Source organism: Flavobacterium sp. MMLR14_040 (genome assembly GCF_033657265.1).
GTDB lineage: Bacteria > Bacteroidota > Bacteroidia > Flavobacteriales > Flavobacteriaceae > Flavobacterium.
This window is the reverse complement of sequence record NZ_JAWVWO010000003.1, coordinates 233,425-253,507: the sequence shown is the minus strand read 5'-3', so window position 1 is coordinate 253,507 and position 20,083 is coordinate 233,425. Positions and strand designations below refer to the sequence as shown.

Below are 20,083 nucleotides of genomic sequence, written 5' to 3'. Positions count from 1 at the left end.
GCGCTTTTTTTATGAAAGATATTTTAAAGATAATTATTCGATTAGATAATTTCATATTTTTGGCTGTATCAGAATAATTTCAAATTTATCTAAAATCATCAATCAAATCACAACAAAAACGTTAATCAAATGACAAATTCTTATCATCCTATCGAACAAGGCAAAAGAACTGCTATTGTCGATATTCTTCGTGGCTGGGCCATATTAGGTGTAGTTATTGGCAATTATGGTGGTCTTCCGCACATTAGTGTACCAAACGAAACCAACAATGTTTTATCTGAAATATTATCTAAGTTTGATCAGTTTTTTTTCGCCGGAAAATCATGGACTTTATTAACCATTTTATTTGGCTATGGCTTTGCTATTTTAATTAATAATGTCACTGCAAAAGGCAAAAACCCTGTTACCTTTTTTAGCTGGCGAATGTTTTTGCTTTTTATACTGGCTTTTATCCATTCTGCTTTTTGGTTTGGGGACATATTAAAAGATTATGCTTTTTTAGGACTTGTATTATTGCTCTTTTATAAATGTTCGACAAAAACATTGGGCATTATTTCTGCTGTCCTAATCCTTATCGTTCCTTTTGTAATGGCTTACATCAAAAGTTTTAATTTTGAAAGGATTGACATTATTTCAAATCCTGACTATTTAAAACTCTATTATTCCGGAAACTGGCTGGAGTTTTTTAAATTTAATTTACTGGCTACTTTTCACCAACAAATCATTTCTCCAGGTTATGCTATTACAGCACATATTGTAATGCTGGGCTGCATGCTTTTTGGGGTTATGCTTCAAAAATTAAACTTTTTTGACAGGTTGAACGAAATGAAAAAACTTTTGAAATATGTACTTATAAGCAGCTTAGTTATTGCCATTATAATTGGTGTTGTTTTCTTCGTCGCTATTGAATACAAAGCTGGCTTTCTTAAATTTTTCCACCCTTATTTCTGGCTAATTTTAAGTACAATGGTTTTTATCGCAACCGGAATTACGCTCTTATTCGCTAATGGAAAACTCAAAACGGTTTTCAGTTATTTTAGTGCGGGCGGCAAAATGACATTGACCAATTATATTGCACAAAATATTTTTACTGCTCTTATTTTTTCGGGAATTGGTTTGGGAATCAAAGCGACAATGCCCTATTGGTTTTTCTTTGCACTGGCTATTTTTGTCTTTATTCTCCAATTATTTATAAGTAAATGGTGGTTGTCTAAATACAATTACGGACCACTTGAATGGCTTTGGAGATGCGCGAGCTACAAGCAATGGTTTCCTTTTAAGAAAACTAATTCTGATACCATTATTGAAGTAAAAACAATATAAATTACTTTTAGATAAATTTGAAAAAAACCAAAAAGCCCTTAAAAATATTTTTAAGGGCTTTTTTAAGTTTTCTAAAACTCAAATTCTCCAATAAGAATTTTACTGTCGTTTTCGCGTTTATTTTCTTTCTGACTCTGGAAAACAGCAATTTTACGTTCTTGTCTTCCATCAGAGTAATACAAATACACTTCTGCCATCACTGTTGTTGGGCCGGAAAGTATATTCTGTCTCTCTCCAAAAAAATTGGTTTTAATTTTATATTTACCCTTTATGGCTTTTTTTAGTAAAAACTGTTCAGGGCCAAAACCCTGAGTAAAATCATTACTTAATCTTCCTCCAATTTCTGTAGATTTATGAGAATAGGAGCAATCTTCTCCTCTTGGATCTGTAACCCAAAGGTCTATATCTGTATTGTCTTTATTCCAGTTAATTACAATACGAATGTCTACCGGAAGATTTGCTTTTAGACGATCATCTACTTTGCTTGCATCAACATTCTTGTTTTGGTTCAGAATATTGTTAATTTCCATAATCAAAATCTCCTCTATACCGTTGTCTCTTACTGAAATTTCATCTGTATATTCCTGATAAAGCATGGATTTATAGACATTCAGAGCTTCCTGAGGTCTTTTATTATCAATGAGGGCCAATGCATAATCTCTGTGACTTTGAGAATCGAATGGTCTCCATTCCAAAATTTTCTGGGTAATCCATAATTCTTTTTCGTAATTACCTCTCTGTTTCAAAAGATAATATATAGTCTTGTATAACTCTTCATTTTCCAGATCAAGCTCTGCTAATGTACTTAAAACCTTTAGAGAAAGTGCTTTGTCTCCTTTTTTAAATAACAGTTTAGAAACATCAAAATAATAGGTTACCTGATTTTCATATTTAGGACGATTTTCAAGATATTTCTGATAAATCAATTCTGCAGACTGTAAAGTCTGAAAATCTTTCATATACTCTTGATTGCTCTCTACATCTACCAAAGTTATTTTACCTGTAGATTTTGTTGACCTAGCCATTTCTTCACTACTATAAACAGCATTATCTTCTAGCTGATCTTTATTTGTTGATTCTGATAATGACTGATTTGAAATCTTAGGATATTGCTTTTTTTCGACAGGTTTAAACTCGCTATTCCACCAGGTTACCAGTTCACGGGTTATATCAAAAGACTTGGATAGAAGGGTTTTTCTTTTTTCTAAAATTTCTTTTTTGTTTCTTGAAACAATTTTGTTGTATTCCGATAATAATTCCTGCGGAGGTTTAATTCCGTAACGCACATAATCATTAACATCATCCAATACGATAAGACTGGTATTTTTACTTACCACGCCAAACTGTTCGCTCAAATTTGTGATTTCAACACGGTTTTGAGTTGAATTCAATTCAAGATCATTGATTTTTCTTTGTGCCCAAAACTGTGCAATTGGCCAGTTATCAACTTTTACAGCAGTATTAAAATCTACGGGAACTTCAAATTTCTTATTTCCTACAGAAAAAAGAGCCGTAAGTTTGCCCAAATTTGGAGATGAAATTCCAAATATATTCACTGGCTCATTTACTGCAGTTCCAACATTTGGAAATAAATCTTGTATATCAGCACTTTCTTTAAATCCTAAAAATATAACAGGCTGTTTATTGTATGTTTTTAGAGCAGACTGAGTGTCTAATTCATTAAGATTGATAAAATTCCCTCCTGATTGCGATGCCAAAAGTTTAAGAAGGTTAAAATCTGAAGTTGGCGTACTTACTATACTGTTTACCGGTTTTTTGAATTTTAAAGTCAAATCACCAAAATTTGAAATTCCGTCAGAAAACAAAAGATATTCTTCTATTCCTGAAATCTCTTTTAATGCACCAAAGTCGGTTCCACCATCATATTTCAAGTCAGCAATTCTGTTTTTTAATGCACTCCAGTTTCCACCAGAAACAGTAAATTCTTCTGTTTTTTCGAGAATATTATTTAAAAGCACAAATGATACTGCAACATCCTTATTCTCTAAAAAATAAGAATTAAGAAAGTCAAGCTCTTTTGAATGGCTTCTCTTTGATCCGCTGAATGAATTATCCCAAATAATTGCAATCTTATGAGATTTTGATTTTTCCTTCACAGGGAAATCCGTTGAAACACTCGCTGCAAAATAAAATTTATCACCAGATGCTTTTTGCAACAGCACTTTTGAAGACTCGTTTACTTTTGGAATAGTTATTTTGAGATTTTCATTTGGCGTAAAGTTTGCTTTATTAATCTCAGCAATCCATTGATTTCCTTGTTTTTGAAAAGTAAAACTTCCATCTGGATTTTCCGTAATTTTAGGAGTTGTCAGACTTTCATTAACCAATACTTTTAAATTAAATTTTGGAATATTGACTGCATTGGCAAAACTTAAAAAATACTGATAATCGGTAGCAGAATTTTTTAGTTCCTGATTGTATGTAATTTTAATGAATCTTGTGCCTCTGGCCGTAATTGGATAAATTCTGGTTCTAAAATTATTTCCGGCTACTTTTTCAATAATACCGGGATCTATATTTCTTTTTTCAACACTTTCAAATATTTCTTTAGCTCGTTCTTTCGGAACAGGAACTGCATCTCTTAAGCTTCCGTTGATATCTAAAGCATAGCCGCTTATACTTACTCCTTCCGGTAACGGAAGTGTAAATGTTCCTTCTAAAATTCTATCACCAGGATTGAAAAATATATAAGTTGCGGTAGTTGATGCAAGATTTCCTAAAATTTTGGTTTCAATTTTTACTTCCTGCAGGATTACTGGATGTTTTTTTTGATTTTTTACATCCAAAGTTGGTATTTGAGAAAAAACTGCACTATAAACCATTAATGCACAAATAGTAAAAGTTTTATTCATATTAAAAAAGGGATTTTTTATTTAATTACAAAGAAGAAAAAACAATAAATTCTTAAGAGGTTCTAATTAGAAAGTATGAATATGCTTTGCTACAATCCCAAAATTAAAACCTTGTACCTCATCTACTCCGCTGAAATTGACTGCAATTAGTTGACCGCACTCATTAAATACCGGTGCGCCACTGGCACCATGCGTAGAAGTGATACTGTATTGAATTTTATTCCCGTCTGATTCTTTACTTATTTTACCATCATAAAGCTGCACTTTTATACCTGAATTTGTCTGTGCTAAATCCATTCCTAAAGGATAACCAACCATTATTGCTTTCTGTCCGGGATTTAAAGAAGCATCATCTTCAACCGCATTATCAAGATTGATGATATTCACAACACTTTGCGGGGTTTTATGATCCGTCAACAGTACAGTACCTAAATCAATATTGGCATCTTCTGAAATTTTTTCGATCTCACAACTAAGCCATTGGTCATCCGAATCATGAAGAGCTACCGCAATTTCTACAGTTTTTACATATACCTCAATATCTTCTTTAGATACATATTCTTTAACAGGTATAGCAGCTGCAATATCTGTTGTTACTTTGGTTGTATCTTCTTCTGTATCATTTGAACTCACAAATTCTTCACCCGCTGGCTCTTCAGTTCTTTCTTCACCTTCTCCTTCGCCCTCATAATCACCTTCGCCTTCACTTTCGTCATAAGCAGATGCAACTTTCCAGTTATTTTCAATAAAACTTTGATACTCCTCTTCTGAAATATCAGTAGTAAGAATTGAAGCAATTTTCAATCTTAGATTTCTTATAGTAGTGTTTACTTTTTCCTGCTCTTGTTCTGATGAGTTCCATGGCTGTAAAACATGGCTGTTTGTCAATATTTTTCCGTCTCTGTCTACGAAAAAACCTGTTCCGAAAACCGTTTCTTCTTTTGCATCTTCAGTAGTAAGCTGAATTTCCTTTCCTTTAATTTTTGCAAAATAACCATAGCTGTGTTTTATAAGTACAACTGCGTCTTTGTATTCGTTATAGACTTTTGTATCTGAATCTAAACAAATAGCAACGGGTGGTTTTTTTAAATATTTAAAGCCAAAAAAAGTTGCTGTTGAAAGAATGATTACAGCAAAGACGATAATTTTGTAAGGTTTTCTTTTCGTATTTTTAATTTCATGTAAATCATTATTGGGTCCAATTTTTCTAATTTTCATTTGTAAACAGATCGGTTTTGTTAATTTGTTTTAGCTCGTAAATTCGCAAAAATTCTCAATATTTGCTATTTTAATGGCGCCAAGGTAGTAATTTAATTATTAAATTTCACTAGTGGAAATCATTGTATTTGGCATTGATACTATATATATCTGCACTAATTCTATATCTTAATTGTATTCTAATAAAGGTGTATAGATTATAACTTCCTGTGTGCTGAAGGCATAGCAATGATTATTAAAATAAAGTACTATTTTTTTAAAACAATAAAGCCAAAGCCAGAATAAATCTTGCTTTGGCTTCATTAAAAATAATTTTAAATTTTTTACTTTACTTCAAAAACATTATTGGCAGCTTTTATATCAGCCATTAATCCGCTTGGATCAATTGTGATTTTTTTGATTGCTGTTTTGTTTTTGTCGATTGCAAAACTATAGTTTGATTGTGCCCAAGCCCAATCTTCTAAAACTGTTCTTTTTTCGTTTGAATTTGGATTTGGTTTAATGAAATTCATCATTCTCAAAGGAATATAGAAATTTTCAGAAGTTCCGTCTTTATATTCTACCTTTAAATCGATTGGCATTGGCATTCTTCCAATTCTTTCCAGAGTAACGGTTGTTTTTCCTCCATTATCAGCAACATCTTTAATACCATAATCAATAGTATTGGCTGTTTGTGCCCAATCGATTAAATACCAATCTAACTCAGCTCCAGAAACTCTTTCTGCCGATCTTTTGATATCATTTGGCGTTGGATGCTTGAATTTAAAATCGTTAAAATATCTTTTTAAAGTAGCGTCAAGATTTTCTTTTCCAATTACATATTCTAATTGCGACAAAAAGATACTTCCTTTTACATAAGATGAAATACTATACGGTCTGTTTTCATCGTAACGATCGCCATGTGTTGTTTGTGGCTGCTCTTTTCCTGATTGAACCAATTGATAATAAGCAGCATAATTTCCTTTAAACGGATTTACTTCTTTTTTATCTCCTTTTAATTCATTCAAAGCGCTATCTTCAATATAGGTTGTAAAACCTTCGTCCATCCATGGATGTTTAGATTCGTTTGAAGCCAAAATGTGCTGAAACCAAGAGTGACCCAATTCATGAGTTGCAGTTCCCAGAATTCCTTCCAGCGTTCCGTTTCCTAACATTAGCGTACACATTGCATATTCCATTCCGCCATCTCCACCCTGAATAAATGAATATTGTTTGTATGGATATTGCCCAACTCTGTGATCATAATAATCCATAACTTTCAGCATTAGAGGTTCTAATTGTTTCCAGTTTGCCGTTGTTTTTGGATTGTTTTTGTAGAAGAAATGCAAATCAACATCATTTGGTCCTTTTACAATATCATGAGTATATTCTTTATCAGCGGCCCAGGTAAAATCATGAACATTTGGCGCTATAAAATGCCAGGTTAATGTTTTTGCTTTTTTAGGATAAGTAACCGTTACACCGGCATCTTCGTAACCATGACCAATTTGGTTTTTATCCTGCAAATATCCTGAACCTCCAATTGTGTATTCTTTATCAATTGTAATTTTTACATCAAAATTACCCCAGACACCGTGAAATTCTCTTGCGATGTATGGATCTGCGTGCCAGCCTTCGAAATCAAATTCGGCTAATTTTGGATACCATTGTGACATTGATAATTCAACTCCTTCAGAATTATTACGTCCTGAACGGCGAATCTGAACCGGAACTTGTCCATCAAAATCTAATGTAAAAGTTGATTTAGAATTTGGTAAAATTGGTTTTGCCAAAGTTACTTCCAGAATTGTTCCTGAAACTCTTGTTTGTGCAGAAACACCATCTTGTTTAAAATTGTTGATTTTTAAAAAACCGATTTCGTTTGGTTTTAAAGTTTCAATTCTGCTTTGTTTTACATCTTTTCCATCAGCACCTTTTACTTTATTGACCATTCTTCCGTCGGGATCTTTTATAAAATGAAGACGGGCATCCATTTCACTTCCGGGCTGAAAAGCGTTTGGAAATAAATGATAGAATACCTTTCTTAAAGTATCAGGAGAATTATTGGTATAAACCAACTCTTGTTTTCCTTTGTACTGATAATTTTTTACATCCATCGAAACCTCCATTTTATAATCAGCATGTTGTTGCCAATACGGAGCGCTTTGTGCAAAAGCTGAGTTTAAACCAAAACTCAAAAAAGAAAGTAGAATAATTTTATGCATGATTTTTATAATAAAAAATGGAAGAGTTCGCACTCTTCCACTGGATTAGTATATTTATGGTGTTATTTTTTAGACATTTTTTCAGCCATTAATAATGCATTGTAAGCATTTACCATTTTAGCTGTTTTTGACGACTCTGCTGCTGGTTTTATATCGCTATTTTCTCCCAAAGCAACTGTTCCGGGAAGTGCAACTCCTGAATCCATTAAAATTTGTTTTACTTGAGAAGCTTTTAATTTTGGATAGTATGATCTAATTAAAGCAGCAACTCCTGCAGCATTTGGTGATGCCATCGATGTTCCTTGCAAGTATTTGTATTTATTGTTTGGAACGGTTGCATAAATTTCTTCACCCGGAGCAAAAACATCTACATTTATTTTTCCGAAGTTAGAAAAATTAGCGATTACGCCTTCTCCGTAAGATTTATTAATGGCTCCAATAGTGATTACGTTATCTGAAAATTCTTTGATGTTATCTTCTGAATCATTTGGATAGTTGATGTTTTTTGTTTCGTCAATATTATAACCATCATTACCAGCAGCATGAACAATTAAAACATCTTTTTTCTTAGCATATTTAATTGCATCATAAACCCATTGTTTGTGCGGTGAAAAACTTTTCCCAAAACTTCCGTTGATTACTTTTGCACCGTTATCAACCGCATAGCGAATGGCCAATGCAATATCTTTATCATACTCATCCCCATCAGGAACTGCTCTTACGGTTAAGATTTCAACATTCGAAGCAACTCCGTCTCCGCCTAAATTATTACCGCGAATTTGCGCAATGATTCCTGCAACGTGTGTTCCGTGAAGTGCTTTTTCTTTGTCCGGACCAAAAACAATATTATTACCATAATGATTGTCTTTTATATCTTCAGGATTATCTCCTACGACTTTTCTTCCGTCAAATTCTTTATTTAAGTTGTAATTTAACTGATCGTAAACTTGTTCTCTGTATTCTTCAAAATCAGCTTCAGGATCAAAAGTTGGCCCTGCATTTGTAAAAACCTGAGTCATGATCATTTTACTTCTGGTCACTTTTGGATCTGTAGAAGTAATAGCGCTTAGATCTTCAACTTTATAAGTCGTTTTGTTTAACTCTTTTTTAATCGTTGCGTGAACATCTAATAAAAAATCTACCTGTTCTTTATCTTTTAGTGCTTTCTCGTATTTTTCAGTATACTGAGCTAATGCATTTTTATATTCAGCAGATCCGTCATCTTTCTTTTTGATGATACGAGTCATTTCAAGATTTTCAGCAACAGCATTTCCAAGGAAATTCCATCCGTGAACATCATCTATAAATCCGTTTTTATCATCATCGATTCCGTTACCGGCAATTTCTTTAGCATTTGTCCAGATCATTCCTTTCAAATCTTCGTGCTCAATATCAACACCAGAATCAACGATGCCTACGATTACTTTTTTACCTGTTTTTCCTTGTAATAATTCGGCATAAGCCTTATCAACACTCATTCCCGGAATCGAATCTTTAATCAGATCAAGATGACTCCATCTTTTTAATTCATTTTCGGTAACCGGAGTTTTTTTAACAACCGCTAAAGGAGCTGTAATAAATTCTTTAGAAGTTGAAACTTGCGCTTGCATAGTAGCGCTGCAACCTGCTAAAACAAGTAATGCAAAAGCAGATAATTTGAGAGGTTTTATATGACTCATGTATCTATATTATAAATGTAAAGTTAAAAGATGGGTCTAAATTATACTTTTTTGTTACAAAAAACTAGCCCTTAACACTGTGTTATGATTTATTTGCAGCAATTTAAGTGGTTTTTTGCTATAAAAGAAAGCTTTTATTTACAAATGTATTTTCGGTAAGTATGCTAACGATTTCATATTAATCTCTTTAATGCGTCTTTCCGTAATTAAAATTCAATTCTAATTCGTATTCTTGTACTGCCAAAAACGTAAAATCCTATTTATGAAAAAAACTTTACTCTTACTTTTAATTTTTTCCTGTTTACAAATAAATGCTCAAATACCAACAGATGGTTTGGTTGCTTATTATCCTTTTAATGGAAATGCAAATGATACAAGCGGTAACGGATCAAGTGGAACTGTTACAGCAGCTACTTTAACATCAGACAGATTCGGGAATAGCAATGCTGCCTATAATTTTGATGGTGTAAACAGTTATATTGATGCTGCTATACCAAATATTCCCAAAAACAATGCGGCAAGAACAATTTCGGGATGGTTTAAGACTAATGATGCTTTTTCTGATCCGAATAAATATGACGCATCTATTTTTAATTATGGTTCTTTAGCCAAATTACAAAGACTTTCCCTTTCTGTTTATAGTAAAGGTTATCTACAAATGATAAGCGGAGCGAGTTTTTCTAGTGACGACTTTTACATCAATAATTTTGATTATGCTAACAATGATTGGTACTTTTTTACGGTTACTTATGACGGAACGAAACTTTCGATATATGTAAATGGCAAGTATGTTGATCAAAAAGCAGTGAGTTTAAATACTATTGGAAATATCTTTAGAATTGGACAAAGAATTTCAGGAGATACTGTAAAAGAAGGCTTTAAGGGAACAATAGATGATATTGCTATTTGGAATCGTGTATTGACTCCTGAAGAAATTTTAGCTTTGTATGTTCCAGGCAATACAACTAATTACACATTAATTCCTGATGCAAATTTTGAGAAAAAATTAATTGATTTAGGTATTGATTCTGGTACTGTTGATGGAAAAGTACTTACTTCCAATATTAGCACTGTAAAGTTATTAGACCTTACCAAAAGTAATATTTCTGATTTAACAGGAATACAAGACTTTGTATCATTAACTGATTTGTATTGTGGTCAAAATTCATTAACAACAGTAAATGTAAGTAAAAATATAGCTCTGACTACTCTAGACTGTAACAACAATAAAATAACCTCTTTAGACGTAAGTAACAATATTGCTTTACTTAATTTGAGCTGTTATTCAAATCAATTAACAGTATTAGATGTAAGTAAGAATACAGCGTTAACAAAATTAGATTCGGGTTCAAACAAATATACTGCTTTGGATGTAAGCTCAAATACTGCGTTAACATTTTTGGGATGTAATACTAGTCAATTAACCAGTTTGGATGTAAGTAGGAATACAGCTTTAAAACTGCTGGATTGTCGCGAAAATAAATTAACCCAATTGGATGTTTCTAAAATCACTACTCTAACAGAGCTATATTGTCAATCTAATCAATTAACAAATTTGAATATAAGCAAAAATAAAGCTTTAGAATTTTTAAATTGTTCTAAAAATCAGCTAACCACTTTGGATGTTAGCGTAAATACTGCTTTAGTCGGTTTATATTCTAATTCTAACCAATTAACGAGTCTAAATTTGAAGAATGCAAACAATGTTAAATTTGCATATCTAAATCTTACAAACAATCTAAATTTAACTTGTATTCAAGTTGATGATTTAGCGTATGCCAACACAAACTGGAGTGCTAAAAAAGATGCCACAGCTTCTTATAATGAAATCTGTACTTCTCCATATACATTAATTCCCGATATAAATTTTGAAAACAAATTAATTAGCGAAGGTCTTGATTCGGGCATTGCTGATGGAAAAGTTTTGACTTCAAATATTGCTTCTGTTACTGATTTAGAACTTTATAATTCTTCTATTAGTGATTTAACCGGTATTGAAGCATTTAGTGCTTTAGAAGTTTTAAATTGTGGAAAAAACCAAATAACATCACTTGATTTTTCTCAAAACACCAAGCTTAAACAACTTGAATGTTATGAAAACAAATTAATGAGTTTAAATTTGACCGCAAATCCTGATTTATGGTATTTAGATTGTTTCACAAATAAATTAACAACTTTAGATTTATCTCAAAATAAACTATTGCAAACAGTATACTGCTTTGAAAACTTATTAACTAACCTAAATATCTCTAACCTAACTAATTTAGAATCATTAGATTGTCCTGATAATCAATTAACAAATCTGGATGTATCTACCAATACAGCCTTGAAAGAATTGCATTGTTACAGAAATAAATTACAAAGCCTTGATGTTTCTAAAAATGTTGCTTTATATGATTTAGTTTGCTATTCGAATGAACTGACTTATTTGAATTTAAAAAATGGAAACAATACAAATTTTGTAGTTGAACAGCACAAAACAATATTTACAAATAATCCAAATTTAACTTGCATTCAGGTTGATGATGTTGCATATTCGAATGCAAATTGGGCTGATAGAAAAGATGTAACAGCAAACTATAGCTCAGATTGTTCTTCTTCTTTTGTTGCAATTCCAGATCAAAATTTCGAACAAAAATTGATTGATTTAGGAATAGATACTGATGGTTTAAATGGAAAAATTACTGCTGCAAACATCAGTGGTATAACTGTTTTAGACCTTTCCAACAGCAATATCTCTAATTTGTCAGGTATTGAAAATTTCACGTCATTGACTTATCTAGATGTGAGTAATAATCAACTTAAAACTTTAGATGTAAGCAACAATGGTCTTTTAGAAATATTAAATGCTTCTTCAAATCAGCTTACCACTTTAGATTTATCTAAAAACACAAAACTTACAATTGTTTATGTAGCAAATAATCCATTGGTATCACTTAACCTAAGAAATGGCAATAACAGAAACTTCATTCTGCCAACACAAACCGGCAAAAATGCAGCAACTGGTTTATATACAAGTTTTTTAGGACTTACAACTTTAAGTTGTATTCAGGTTGATGATGCAGATTATTCGAATGCTAATTGGTCAAATATTAAAGAATCAACAACTACTTATTCTAATACTTGTAAAACATTAGGCATCGAAGATTCAGTTTTTGCAAGAGCTACGATTTATCCAAATCCAACAAATGGTGAAGTAAATATTCTAAATATCACTTTAGAACAGGCAAACGTTTATAATGAATTAGGACAACTCGTAAAAACGTTTACTTTAAATTCAAACAATACAAATAATACAATCAATTTATCTGGATTGCCAAAAGGTGTTTACTACATTTATTTAATCAATCACGATGCGGCTTCGGCTAAGAAGGTAATTGTGGAATAATTGAATTCTTTAAGCTAAAAAGTCTCATTTTCATTTACTTGAAAATGAGGCTTTTTATTTTTATGCTCTTTAAACAAAAAACATTTTTTTACCATATATCACAGCTATTTAACTTAAAATCAATACTTTAATTACAAACAAAAAGACATACAATTATTTGTCTTTTAATACGGGATCCCGTAATAAAACTCCAATTGTAATTCGTACTCTTGTATTTCCAAAACCATAAATGTAATCTATGAAAACAAAACTACTCTTGTTGCTATTATTAGCAAATTTTTCTTTTTATGCGCAGACCAATTTAGTCCCGAATGGAAACTTTGAAATTTGGTCTTCATCCTCGCAGCCAGATAACTGGTATCGTTATTTTAACGGCTTGGTTTCTCAGAGCACAACAGCTCAAAATGGTTCATCAAGTGTCAATGTAGGGATTGTTACCGGAACTTTCAATTACATTAACAGCGAATATTTTCCTGTTACGGCAAATAAAACGTATCGTGTAACTTTATACCATAAGATTTTAAGAGGAGCGTTGTATTCTGTTGATTTGAGTTTATATCATAAACCAAGTACTTTCAAAGAAGAAATAATTAAAAAATCTGATGTTACTTCTTCTTCTACAGAATGGAGAAAAATTGAATTTGATTATACCCCGACTGTTTCAGAAAACATTGAAATAGATATCTACGCTAACGGCTCTGTAAATACTGAAGTTTTAATTGACAATGTTTCTGTTGTAGATGTTGCTAGTATTCCTTTGCAATATACTTTGATTCCAGATATTGAATTCGAAAAAAAATTAATCTTTTTAGGTATTGACAGCGGTGCAACAGATGGAAAAGTGTTAACATCGAAAATCCAAACCGTCAAATCATTAACAGTCGATACAAGAGTGATTTCTGATTTAACAGGAATTCAGGATTTTACAGCTTTAGAAACATTGTCTGCAACTGGAGGCAATTATTATTATGCTACTGCAGAAGCTGATGGCTTATTAAAAACATTAGATGTCTCTAAAAACACTAACCTAATGTCTTTAAATTGTTCCACAAATAAATTGACCAGTTTAGATGTTTCTAATAATAAAAAATTAACAACATTAATTTGCAGAGAAAATAAAGTTGCTACAATTAACATAACTAACAACCCTAATTTACAAACATTATCATTAGATAACACTTTAATCGATACAATTGATATTTCAAAACATCAGGCGTTAACAACATTCACTTGTTCAGGTACAAAAGTAACTTCTTTTGATGTTAGTAAAAATACAGGATTACGTCTTATAAACGTAAGCAATAGCAAATTAACTACTTTAGATGTCTCTAAAAATACAAATCTATACACCTTATATTGTGACTCTAATTTATTAACTTCAATTGATGTCTCAAAAAACCTGAATTTAATTGATCTCAACTGTTTTATAAATCCATTGACAACTCTTGATTTGTCTAATAACATTTTATTAGATCGTGTTAATTTTTCTGATACTGAAATAGCAAATATAGATCTTACAAAAAACATCAATCTAACATCAATTTCTTGTGGAACAAAAAAGCTAACAAGCATTGATGTCTCTAAAAATTTAAAATTAAATTATTTTAATTGTAACTGGGGTCAGATTAAAACATTGGATTTATCTAAAAACACTAATTTAACTACAGTAATTTGTCAATACACTACCACATTAAGTGAAATAAATTTAAAAAACGGTAACAATACCAAAATTACAACTATAAATTTAATAGGAGATCCAAGTTTATATTGTGTACAAGTTGACGATGTAAATTATTCAACACAAAACTGGATAAAAAAAGATCCATACTTTAATTATACTTCAACAGCTTGTTCTGCACCATCATATACACTTATTCCTGATAAAGAGTTTGAAAAAAGATTGATTGAGCTGGGTATAGATTCCGGTGAGCCTGATGGAAAAGTGTTAACTCCAAGAATTGCTACTGTAAAATCATTAAAAGTTGAACCAACACTAGTTGCTGATTTAACAGGAATACAAGATTTTACTGCATTAGAGGTACTAGAATGCAGAAACGGCTGTATTTCAAGCAATGGCGGTGGTTGTGGAAAAATCACTAAACTGGATGTTTCTAAAAATACTGCATTAACACAATTATACTGTGAAGGTAATCTACTGACTACTTTAGATCTTAGCAAAAATACAAAGTTGAATAACCTGAACTGTTCTTCAAACAAGTTAACATCTTTAGACATTTCAAATAATACAGATTTGTCTTATATAGATGTTTCTCGCAATGCCCTAACAGAACTGAATGTGTCTAACAATAAAAAGTTAGATCAAATTAGCTGTAAAAGCAATAAATTAAAAAATCTGGATATAACAAACAATAAATTAACTTTGTTAGCTTGCAGCAACAATGAATTGACAAGTCTGAATCTTACTAATCAAAACAACTTAGTGCAGTTATATGTTGAAAATAATAAATTAACCGGATTAGATACAACTAATAAACCAAGTTTAATTTACTTCAACTGTAGTGGTAATTTATTAACTGATATAAACGTAACTGCATCACCAAACTTATTAGATCTAAATTGTTCAAATAATAAATTAACTAGTTTGGATGTTACAAAAAACATCAATCTGGCAATCCTTTCTTGTGGTACAAATACAATATCTGGATTTGACATTTCAAAAAATCTAAAACTTAAGGAATTAGAGTGCACATCGCTTCAGTTAAATGAATTAGATGTTACGTTTTTACCTGAATTAAAAAAATTAACTGCTAGTAATAATAATTTATCTACTATTGATTTATCTAAAAATTTAAAACTAACGGATGTTTATTTATCTCAAAATCAACTTACTGAAATAGATATAACAAAAAATATTTTATTATCTTATTTACTAGTTTCAAACAATAAGCTTAAAGTTTTAAACCCTGTAAATAATTTAGTGTTAGAATATGTTGATTTTTACAATAATCAGTTAACTACTTTTGATATCTCAAAAAATAAGAAGGTACATTATGTAAATTGTAATAATAACAAGCTTACCAATTTAAATTTACAAAATGGTATAAAAGAGCTTTACATCAATCTTGATGTTCCTAATTACAAAAACAATCCAGATCTAAAATGTATTCAGGTTACTGATGCTAAATATGCCAAAACAAACTGGTCATATTATGCAGATCCTAATGTTAGATTTTCTGAAGATTGCGCCGGACCTCTTACTCTTCCTGCAAATAATTTTACTATAGAAGCAAAAGGAGAAACTTGTCTTGGTGAAAATAATGGTCAAATAAGTATCACTGCCAAAGAAACTTATGCTTATGAGGCAAAAATTAATGGAAAAACATTAGCCTTTACCAATAATGTTTTGAATTATTCCAATTTAACTCCAGGAAACTACACCATTTCAATTACTATTCCTAACGAACTTTTTGAACAAAACTTTAATGTAACAATCGCAAAAGCAACAACTGTTGCCGGAACATCTAAAACTACATCTAAAACTGTTGATATAGAAATCACACAAGGAACTGCACCTTTTACAGTTTTTGTGAATGGCACAGAAGAGTTTCAAACTAATGATGCTGCATTTTCTATAGATGTAAACAAAGATGCATTAGTAGAAGTTGCAACAGCAAAAGCTTGTGAAGGTATTTATGCTAAAAAAGTTTCTTCTTCGGATTTTGAATCTCAAATAGAATCACTTTCAGCTTATCCAAATCCAACATCCGGAAATTTTGAAATTGAAATTCCAACGAGCAAAAATGAAGTTACAATAGAATTATACAATTTTGGAGGTCAATTAGTTTCGACTAAAGCCTATAATATCGAAAACGGAAAAGCACAATTAAATCTTGAAAATCAACCTTCGGGAATTTATGCAGCCAAAATCTATTTAGAAACTCCGGAATATATTAAAATTATAAAAAAATAAAAATGAAGAATTTTATATACTTATCAATCATTAGTTTGCTTGTTTCAGCTTGTGGCGGTGGAAGCGATGACCCTGAAACTCCTAAAAATGAAGCACCAACTGTACCCACTTTGGTTGCTCCAACAGATAATAAATTATGTGTAGACAATACTGTTAACTTTCAATGGAATGCTTCTACAGATGCTAATAACGATGCAATAACATATCACATTGAGGTTGCGAAAGATAATTCATTCTCACAAATTGCGAAAACAGTTGATGTTGCAACAAATAATACATCTATTACATTAGAAAAAAATACAGCTTATTATTGGAGAATAAAAGCAACAGACAGCAAAGGTTTGTCAAGCATTTCTTCATCCACTTTTAAACTTTATACTTCTGGCGAAGCTGTAGTTAATCATTTGCCTTTTGCCCCGGAATTGGTTGAACCATCAATAAATATTGTATTGACTACAGCAACTGCCACTTTACAGTGGCAAGCTACGGATGTTGACGCTACAGATGTTCTGACTTATGATGTATATTTTGGAACAACAAATCCTCCAATAGCAAAAGTAAGTGAGAATACAAGTTCAACCTCATATGCTGTTACGCTTGAAGCCACAAAAGAATACTTCTGGAAAGTTGTTGTAAAAGATAATAAAGGCGGAGAAACTATTGGTCAGGTTTGGAAGTTTAAAACCAACTAATCATTACCATTACAAACTAAAAAATCCCATTTTCAAATTCATGAAAATGGGATTTTTTTATATTTTAAATTTCTCTACAAAATATCTTCGCAAGTAAAAATATCTTTTAAACGAACACCTTTTTCGGTATGTTCAACCGTTATTATTTGATTGTGTGCATCGTGTTCCAGAAATAAATAATAATTATGATCTGCAGCTGCGTTCAAAAACTTCGATTTCTCGGGCATTGTCAATAATGGTCTCGTATCATAACCCATTACATACGGTAACGGAATATGTCCGGCTGTTGCCAATAAATCGGCACAAAAAACTATTGTTGTATCTTTATATTTTATATGCGGAATCATTTGTTTTTCGGTATGACCGTCAACGTAAAAAATGTCAAATCCTAATTCTTCAGAAAATGCAAAATCACTTTCAGGACGTTTTATAAAATTCAATTGTCCGCTTTCCTGCATTGGCAAAATATTCTCTGATAAAAAAGAAGCTTTTTCACGAGAATTAGGTTTTGTTGCCCATTCCCAATGATTTTCGTTGCTCCAGTATTTGGCATTTTTAAACGCTGGCTCATATCCCGTTTTGTCCAAATTCCATTGAACACTTCCTCCACAATGGTCAAAATGCAAATGTGTCATAAAAACATCCGTAATATCATCCCGGTGAAAACCATATTTTGCCAACGATTTATCTATAGAATGCGAACCCCAAAGCGAGTAATATCCAAAAAACTTTTCAGATTGTTTGTCTCCCATTCCGGTATCAATCAAAATCAGGCGATTTTCGTCTTCAATAAGCAGGCATCTCGCTGCAATATCAATTAAGTTATTGGCATCGGCAGGATTCGTTTTGTTCCAAATTGTTTTTGGTACAACACCAAACATAGCACCACCATCTAATTTAAAATTTCCGGATTCTATTGGGTAAAGTTTCATAAGAGTATATTTCTAATTGAAAAACAAAACTAGGAAATCCAATCTCCTTATGCTAAGCATTCAATCATAATATTCTCAGGCATATATAAAATTACCCACAGATTTTTACGGGTTCTGCTGATTTTCACTGTGTTTTTTTATTCTTAGAAAGCTTGGTTAATTAAAAAGAATCTGTGTAAATCAGTAAAATCTGTTTAATCTGTGGACCAAAATGAGTTATTCAAGCGTAATGGAAGAACTTCCCATAATTTCTTGTTTGTCGAAGAAGTTGACAAAATAAGTTCCTTTTTGAAATTCATAATCATAAGAATTTAAAACTCCATAAACATTTGCCGGTTTTCCCTGAAAATCTACCGCCACAATAAAACTGTAAACGAGTGCTTTATCATTGTCAAATTCAACTAATTTATTTTCGCCCAGAACCTTATTTTTCTGATCTAAAACCTGAACATAAAAAACCCTTTTTCCTGTTTTGGCAGCAGAATTTCCGTTAACAGAAAAACTTACTTTAAGTTTATCAGTGTTTTTAGCTTTGTCTGTTTCAAGTTCTTTTCCAGATTTTTTTTCGCGAAGCGCTATCACTTTAAATCCATTTAGAGACAACCTTGAGGCATCTTTTAAAATTGATTCTAACTTTTTTTGTTTAGAAATTAAAGTATCATTTTCAGCTTTTTGCTTGTACATTACAACATTCTGACTCTCAATTTCGGTTAACAAATTTTTATTCTGAGATTTTAGATTTGAAATTTCTACAATTTTAGATTCCAATGAAGTTTTTAAATCTGATAATTGCTTACGATAAACCTCTATTTGTAAAGTAGATGGATTCCTGGAAATTTTTATAATTTCGATTAAGTTTTCTACCTTTATTTTTTCCAGCTCCAATTCCTGAGATAAAGCTGTTTTTTCGAGAATCGCTACATCGTAAGCTAATTTTAAAGTATTTAAAGAATCTAAAATATTCTTTTGCGCAAGTGCTTCAAGGCTCAATCGTAAGGCTTCATCACTTCTTCTTTTTATAGGTCTCTCTACAACATCATAAGATTCTTTACTTAAAATAAAGAGCGTAGAACCAAGCCCAAAAACTAAGAAGATTGCCAAAAGAACTTTAAACCAATTGTTTTTATTCTGTTTTTTCATAATTACTCACAATTTTCTGCAAAAATATCTTATAATTAACAACCCACAATGCGTATAAATACCCATTTTTAACATATTATCAGAATAATTGATATGTAAATCTTACAAAAACATCATTTTTTTCTTTTTTTCACAATTTTTAAAAAACAAATGAAAATATGCTTGGAGAACAAATTGATTTTCACAAAATAACTATTATCTATTTTAACATTTGTTATAATAATGTGAAGCGTTATGGAAAAAGGTTTTTAAGTCGTATCTTTGCAGATAATTTAATTTCAGCATTGAAATACAGCACTTTAAAATGTAATAAATTCATTACCATTTTTAAATGCAAATTAAAATGAAGGAAAAACAAATACCATAAACAATGATAAAAGTTTCTGATACAGCCAAAAAGAAAATCATCGACCTGATGAGTGATGATGGTTTTGATGCCGCTCACGATTACGTACGCGTAGGTGTGAAAAGCGGTGGATGCTCTGGTTTGTCATATGATTTAAAATTTGATAAAACCAAAGGCGACGACGATAAAATATTTGTAGACAACGACATAACAATTGCAGTTGAAAAAAAATCATTTCTATATTTAGCCGGAACAATTCTGGAGTTTTCAGGAGGGTTGAACGGAAAAGGATTTGTATTTAATAACCCAAATGCAAGCAGAACTTGTGGTTGCGGTGAATCTTTTTCACTATAAATT

The 20,083-nt window shown here is 31.4% G+C and carries 11 protein-coding genes; 5 read left to right on the top strand and 6 right to left on the bottom strand.

What is annotated here, in order from left to right; translation table 11 throughout:
• Positions 1 to 129 precede the first annotated feature (129 nt).
• The gene (locus SD960_RS06300) at positions 130 to 1,323 is read left to right on the top strand and encodes a DUF418 domain-containing protein (protein ID WP_318801619.1); all 1,194 of its coding nucleotides are present in this window, start codon (positions 130 to 132) and stop codon (positions 1,321 to 1,323) included.
• A gap of 71 nt (positions 1,324 to 1,394) precedes the next feature.
• Here the strand turns inward: SD960_RS06300 and SD960_RS06295 are convergent, their stop codons facing one another.
• The 4 genes from SD960_RS06295 to SD960_RS06280 form a co-directional block, all read right to left on the bottom strand.
• Positions 1,395 to 4,196: a VIT domain-containing protein gene (locus SD960_RS06295; protein WP_318801618.1), complete on the bottom strand. Its 2,802-nt coding sequence runs from the start codon at positions 4,194 to 4,196 to the stop codon at positions 1,395 to 1,397.
• 66 nt (positions 4,197 to 4,262) lie between these two features.
• A complete protein-coding gene (locus SD960_RS06290; protein ID WP_318801617.1) occupies positions 4,263 to 5,414 on the bottom strand; it encodes a serine protease in 1,152 nt (383 codons plus the stop codon).
• Positions 5,415 to 5,737: 323 nt separating this feature from the next.
• Positions 5,738 to 7,618 carry a M1 family metallopeptidase gene (locus SD960_RS06285; RefSeq protein ID WP_318801616.1) on the bottom strand — a complete coding sequence of 627 codons (1,881 nt, stop codon included), beginning with the start codon at positions 7,616 to 7,618 and terminating at the stop codon, positions 5,738 to 5,740.
• A 62-nt stretch (positions 7,619 to 7,680) separates the two neighbouring features.
• Positions 7,681 to 9,297 (bottom strand): S8 family peptidase, encoded by a 1,617-nt coding sequence (locus tag SD960_RS06280; protein ID WP_318801615.1) that lies wholly within the window; start codon positions 9,295 to 9,297, stop codon positions 7,681 to 7,683.
• 262 nt (positions 9,298 to 9,559) lie between these two features.
• Between SD960_RS06280 and SD960_RS06275 the strand changes: the two genes are divergently transcribed.
• The 3 genes from SD960_RS06275 (at position 9,560) to SD960_RS06265 (ending at position 17,308) form a co-directional block, all read left to right on the top strand.
• A complete protein-coding gene (locus SD960_RS06275; RefSeq protein WP_318801614.1) occupies positions 9,560 to 12,685 on the top strand; it encodes a LamG-like jellyroll fold domain-containing protein in 3,126 nt (1,041 codons plus the stop codon).
• Positions 12,686 to 12,923: 238 nt separating this feature from the next.
• Positions 12,924 to 16,616 carry a T9SS type A sorting domain-containing protein gene (locus SD960_RS06270; protein ID WP_318801613.1) on the top strand — a complete coding sequence of 1,231 codons (3,693 nt, stop codon included), beginning with the start codon at positions 12,924 to 12,926 and terminating at the stop codon, positions 16,614 to 16,616.
• A 2-nt stretch (positions 16,617 to 16,618) separates the two neighbouring features.
• Positions 16,619 to 17,308, top strand: coding sequence for a hypothetical protein (locus SD960_RS06265; protein ID WP_318801612.1), 690 nt, complete (start codon positions 16,619 to 16,621; stop codon positions 17,306 to 17,308).
• 74 nt (positions 17,309 to 17,382) lie between these two features.
• On the opposite strand, the gene SD960_RS06260 is transcribed toward SD960_RS06265, so the two are convergent.
• Both SD960_RS06260 and SD960_RS06255 read right to left on the bottom strand, forming a co-directional pair.
• A complete protein-coding gene (locus SD960_RS06260; protein ID WP_318801610.1) occupies positions 17,383 to 18,240 on the bottom strand; it encodes an MBL fold metallo-hydrolase in 858 nt (285 codons plus the stop codon).
• A 216-nt stretch (positions 18,241 to 18,456) separates the two neighbouring features.
• Positions 18,457 to 19,380 (bottom strand): hypothetical protein, encoded by a 924-nt coding sequence (locus SD960_RS06255; RefSeq protein WP_318801609.1) that lies wholly within the window; start codon positions 19,378 to 19,380, stop codon positions 18,457 to 18,459.
• Positions 19,381 to 19,750: 370 nt separating this feature from the next.
• On the opposite strand from SD960_RS06255, the gene SD960_RS06250 reads away from it, so the two are divergent.
• On the top strand, positions 19,751 to 20,080 hold the full coding sequence (locus SD960_RS06250) for a HesB/IscA family protein (protein ID WP_035686721.1): 330 nt from the start codon (positions 19,751 to 19,753) through the stop codon (positions 20,078 to 20,080).
• Positions 20,081 to 20,083 lie beyond the last annotated feature (3 nt).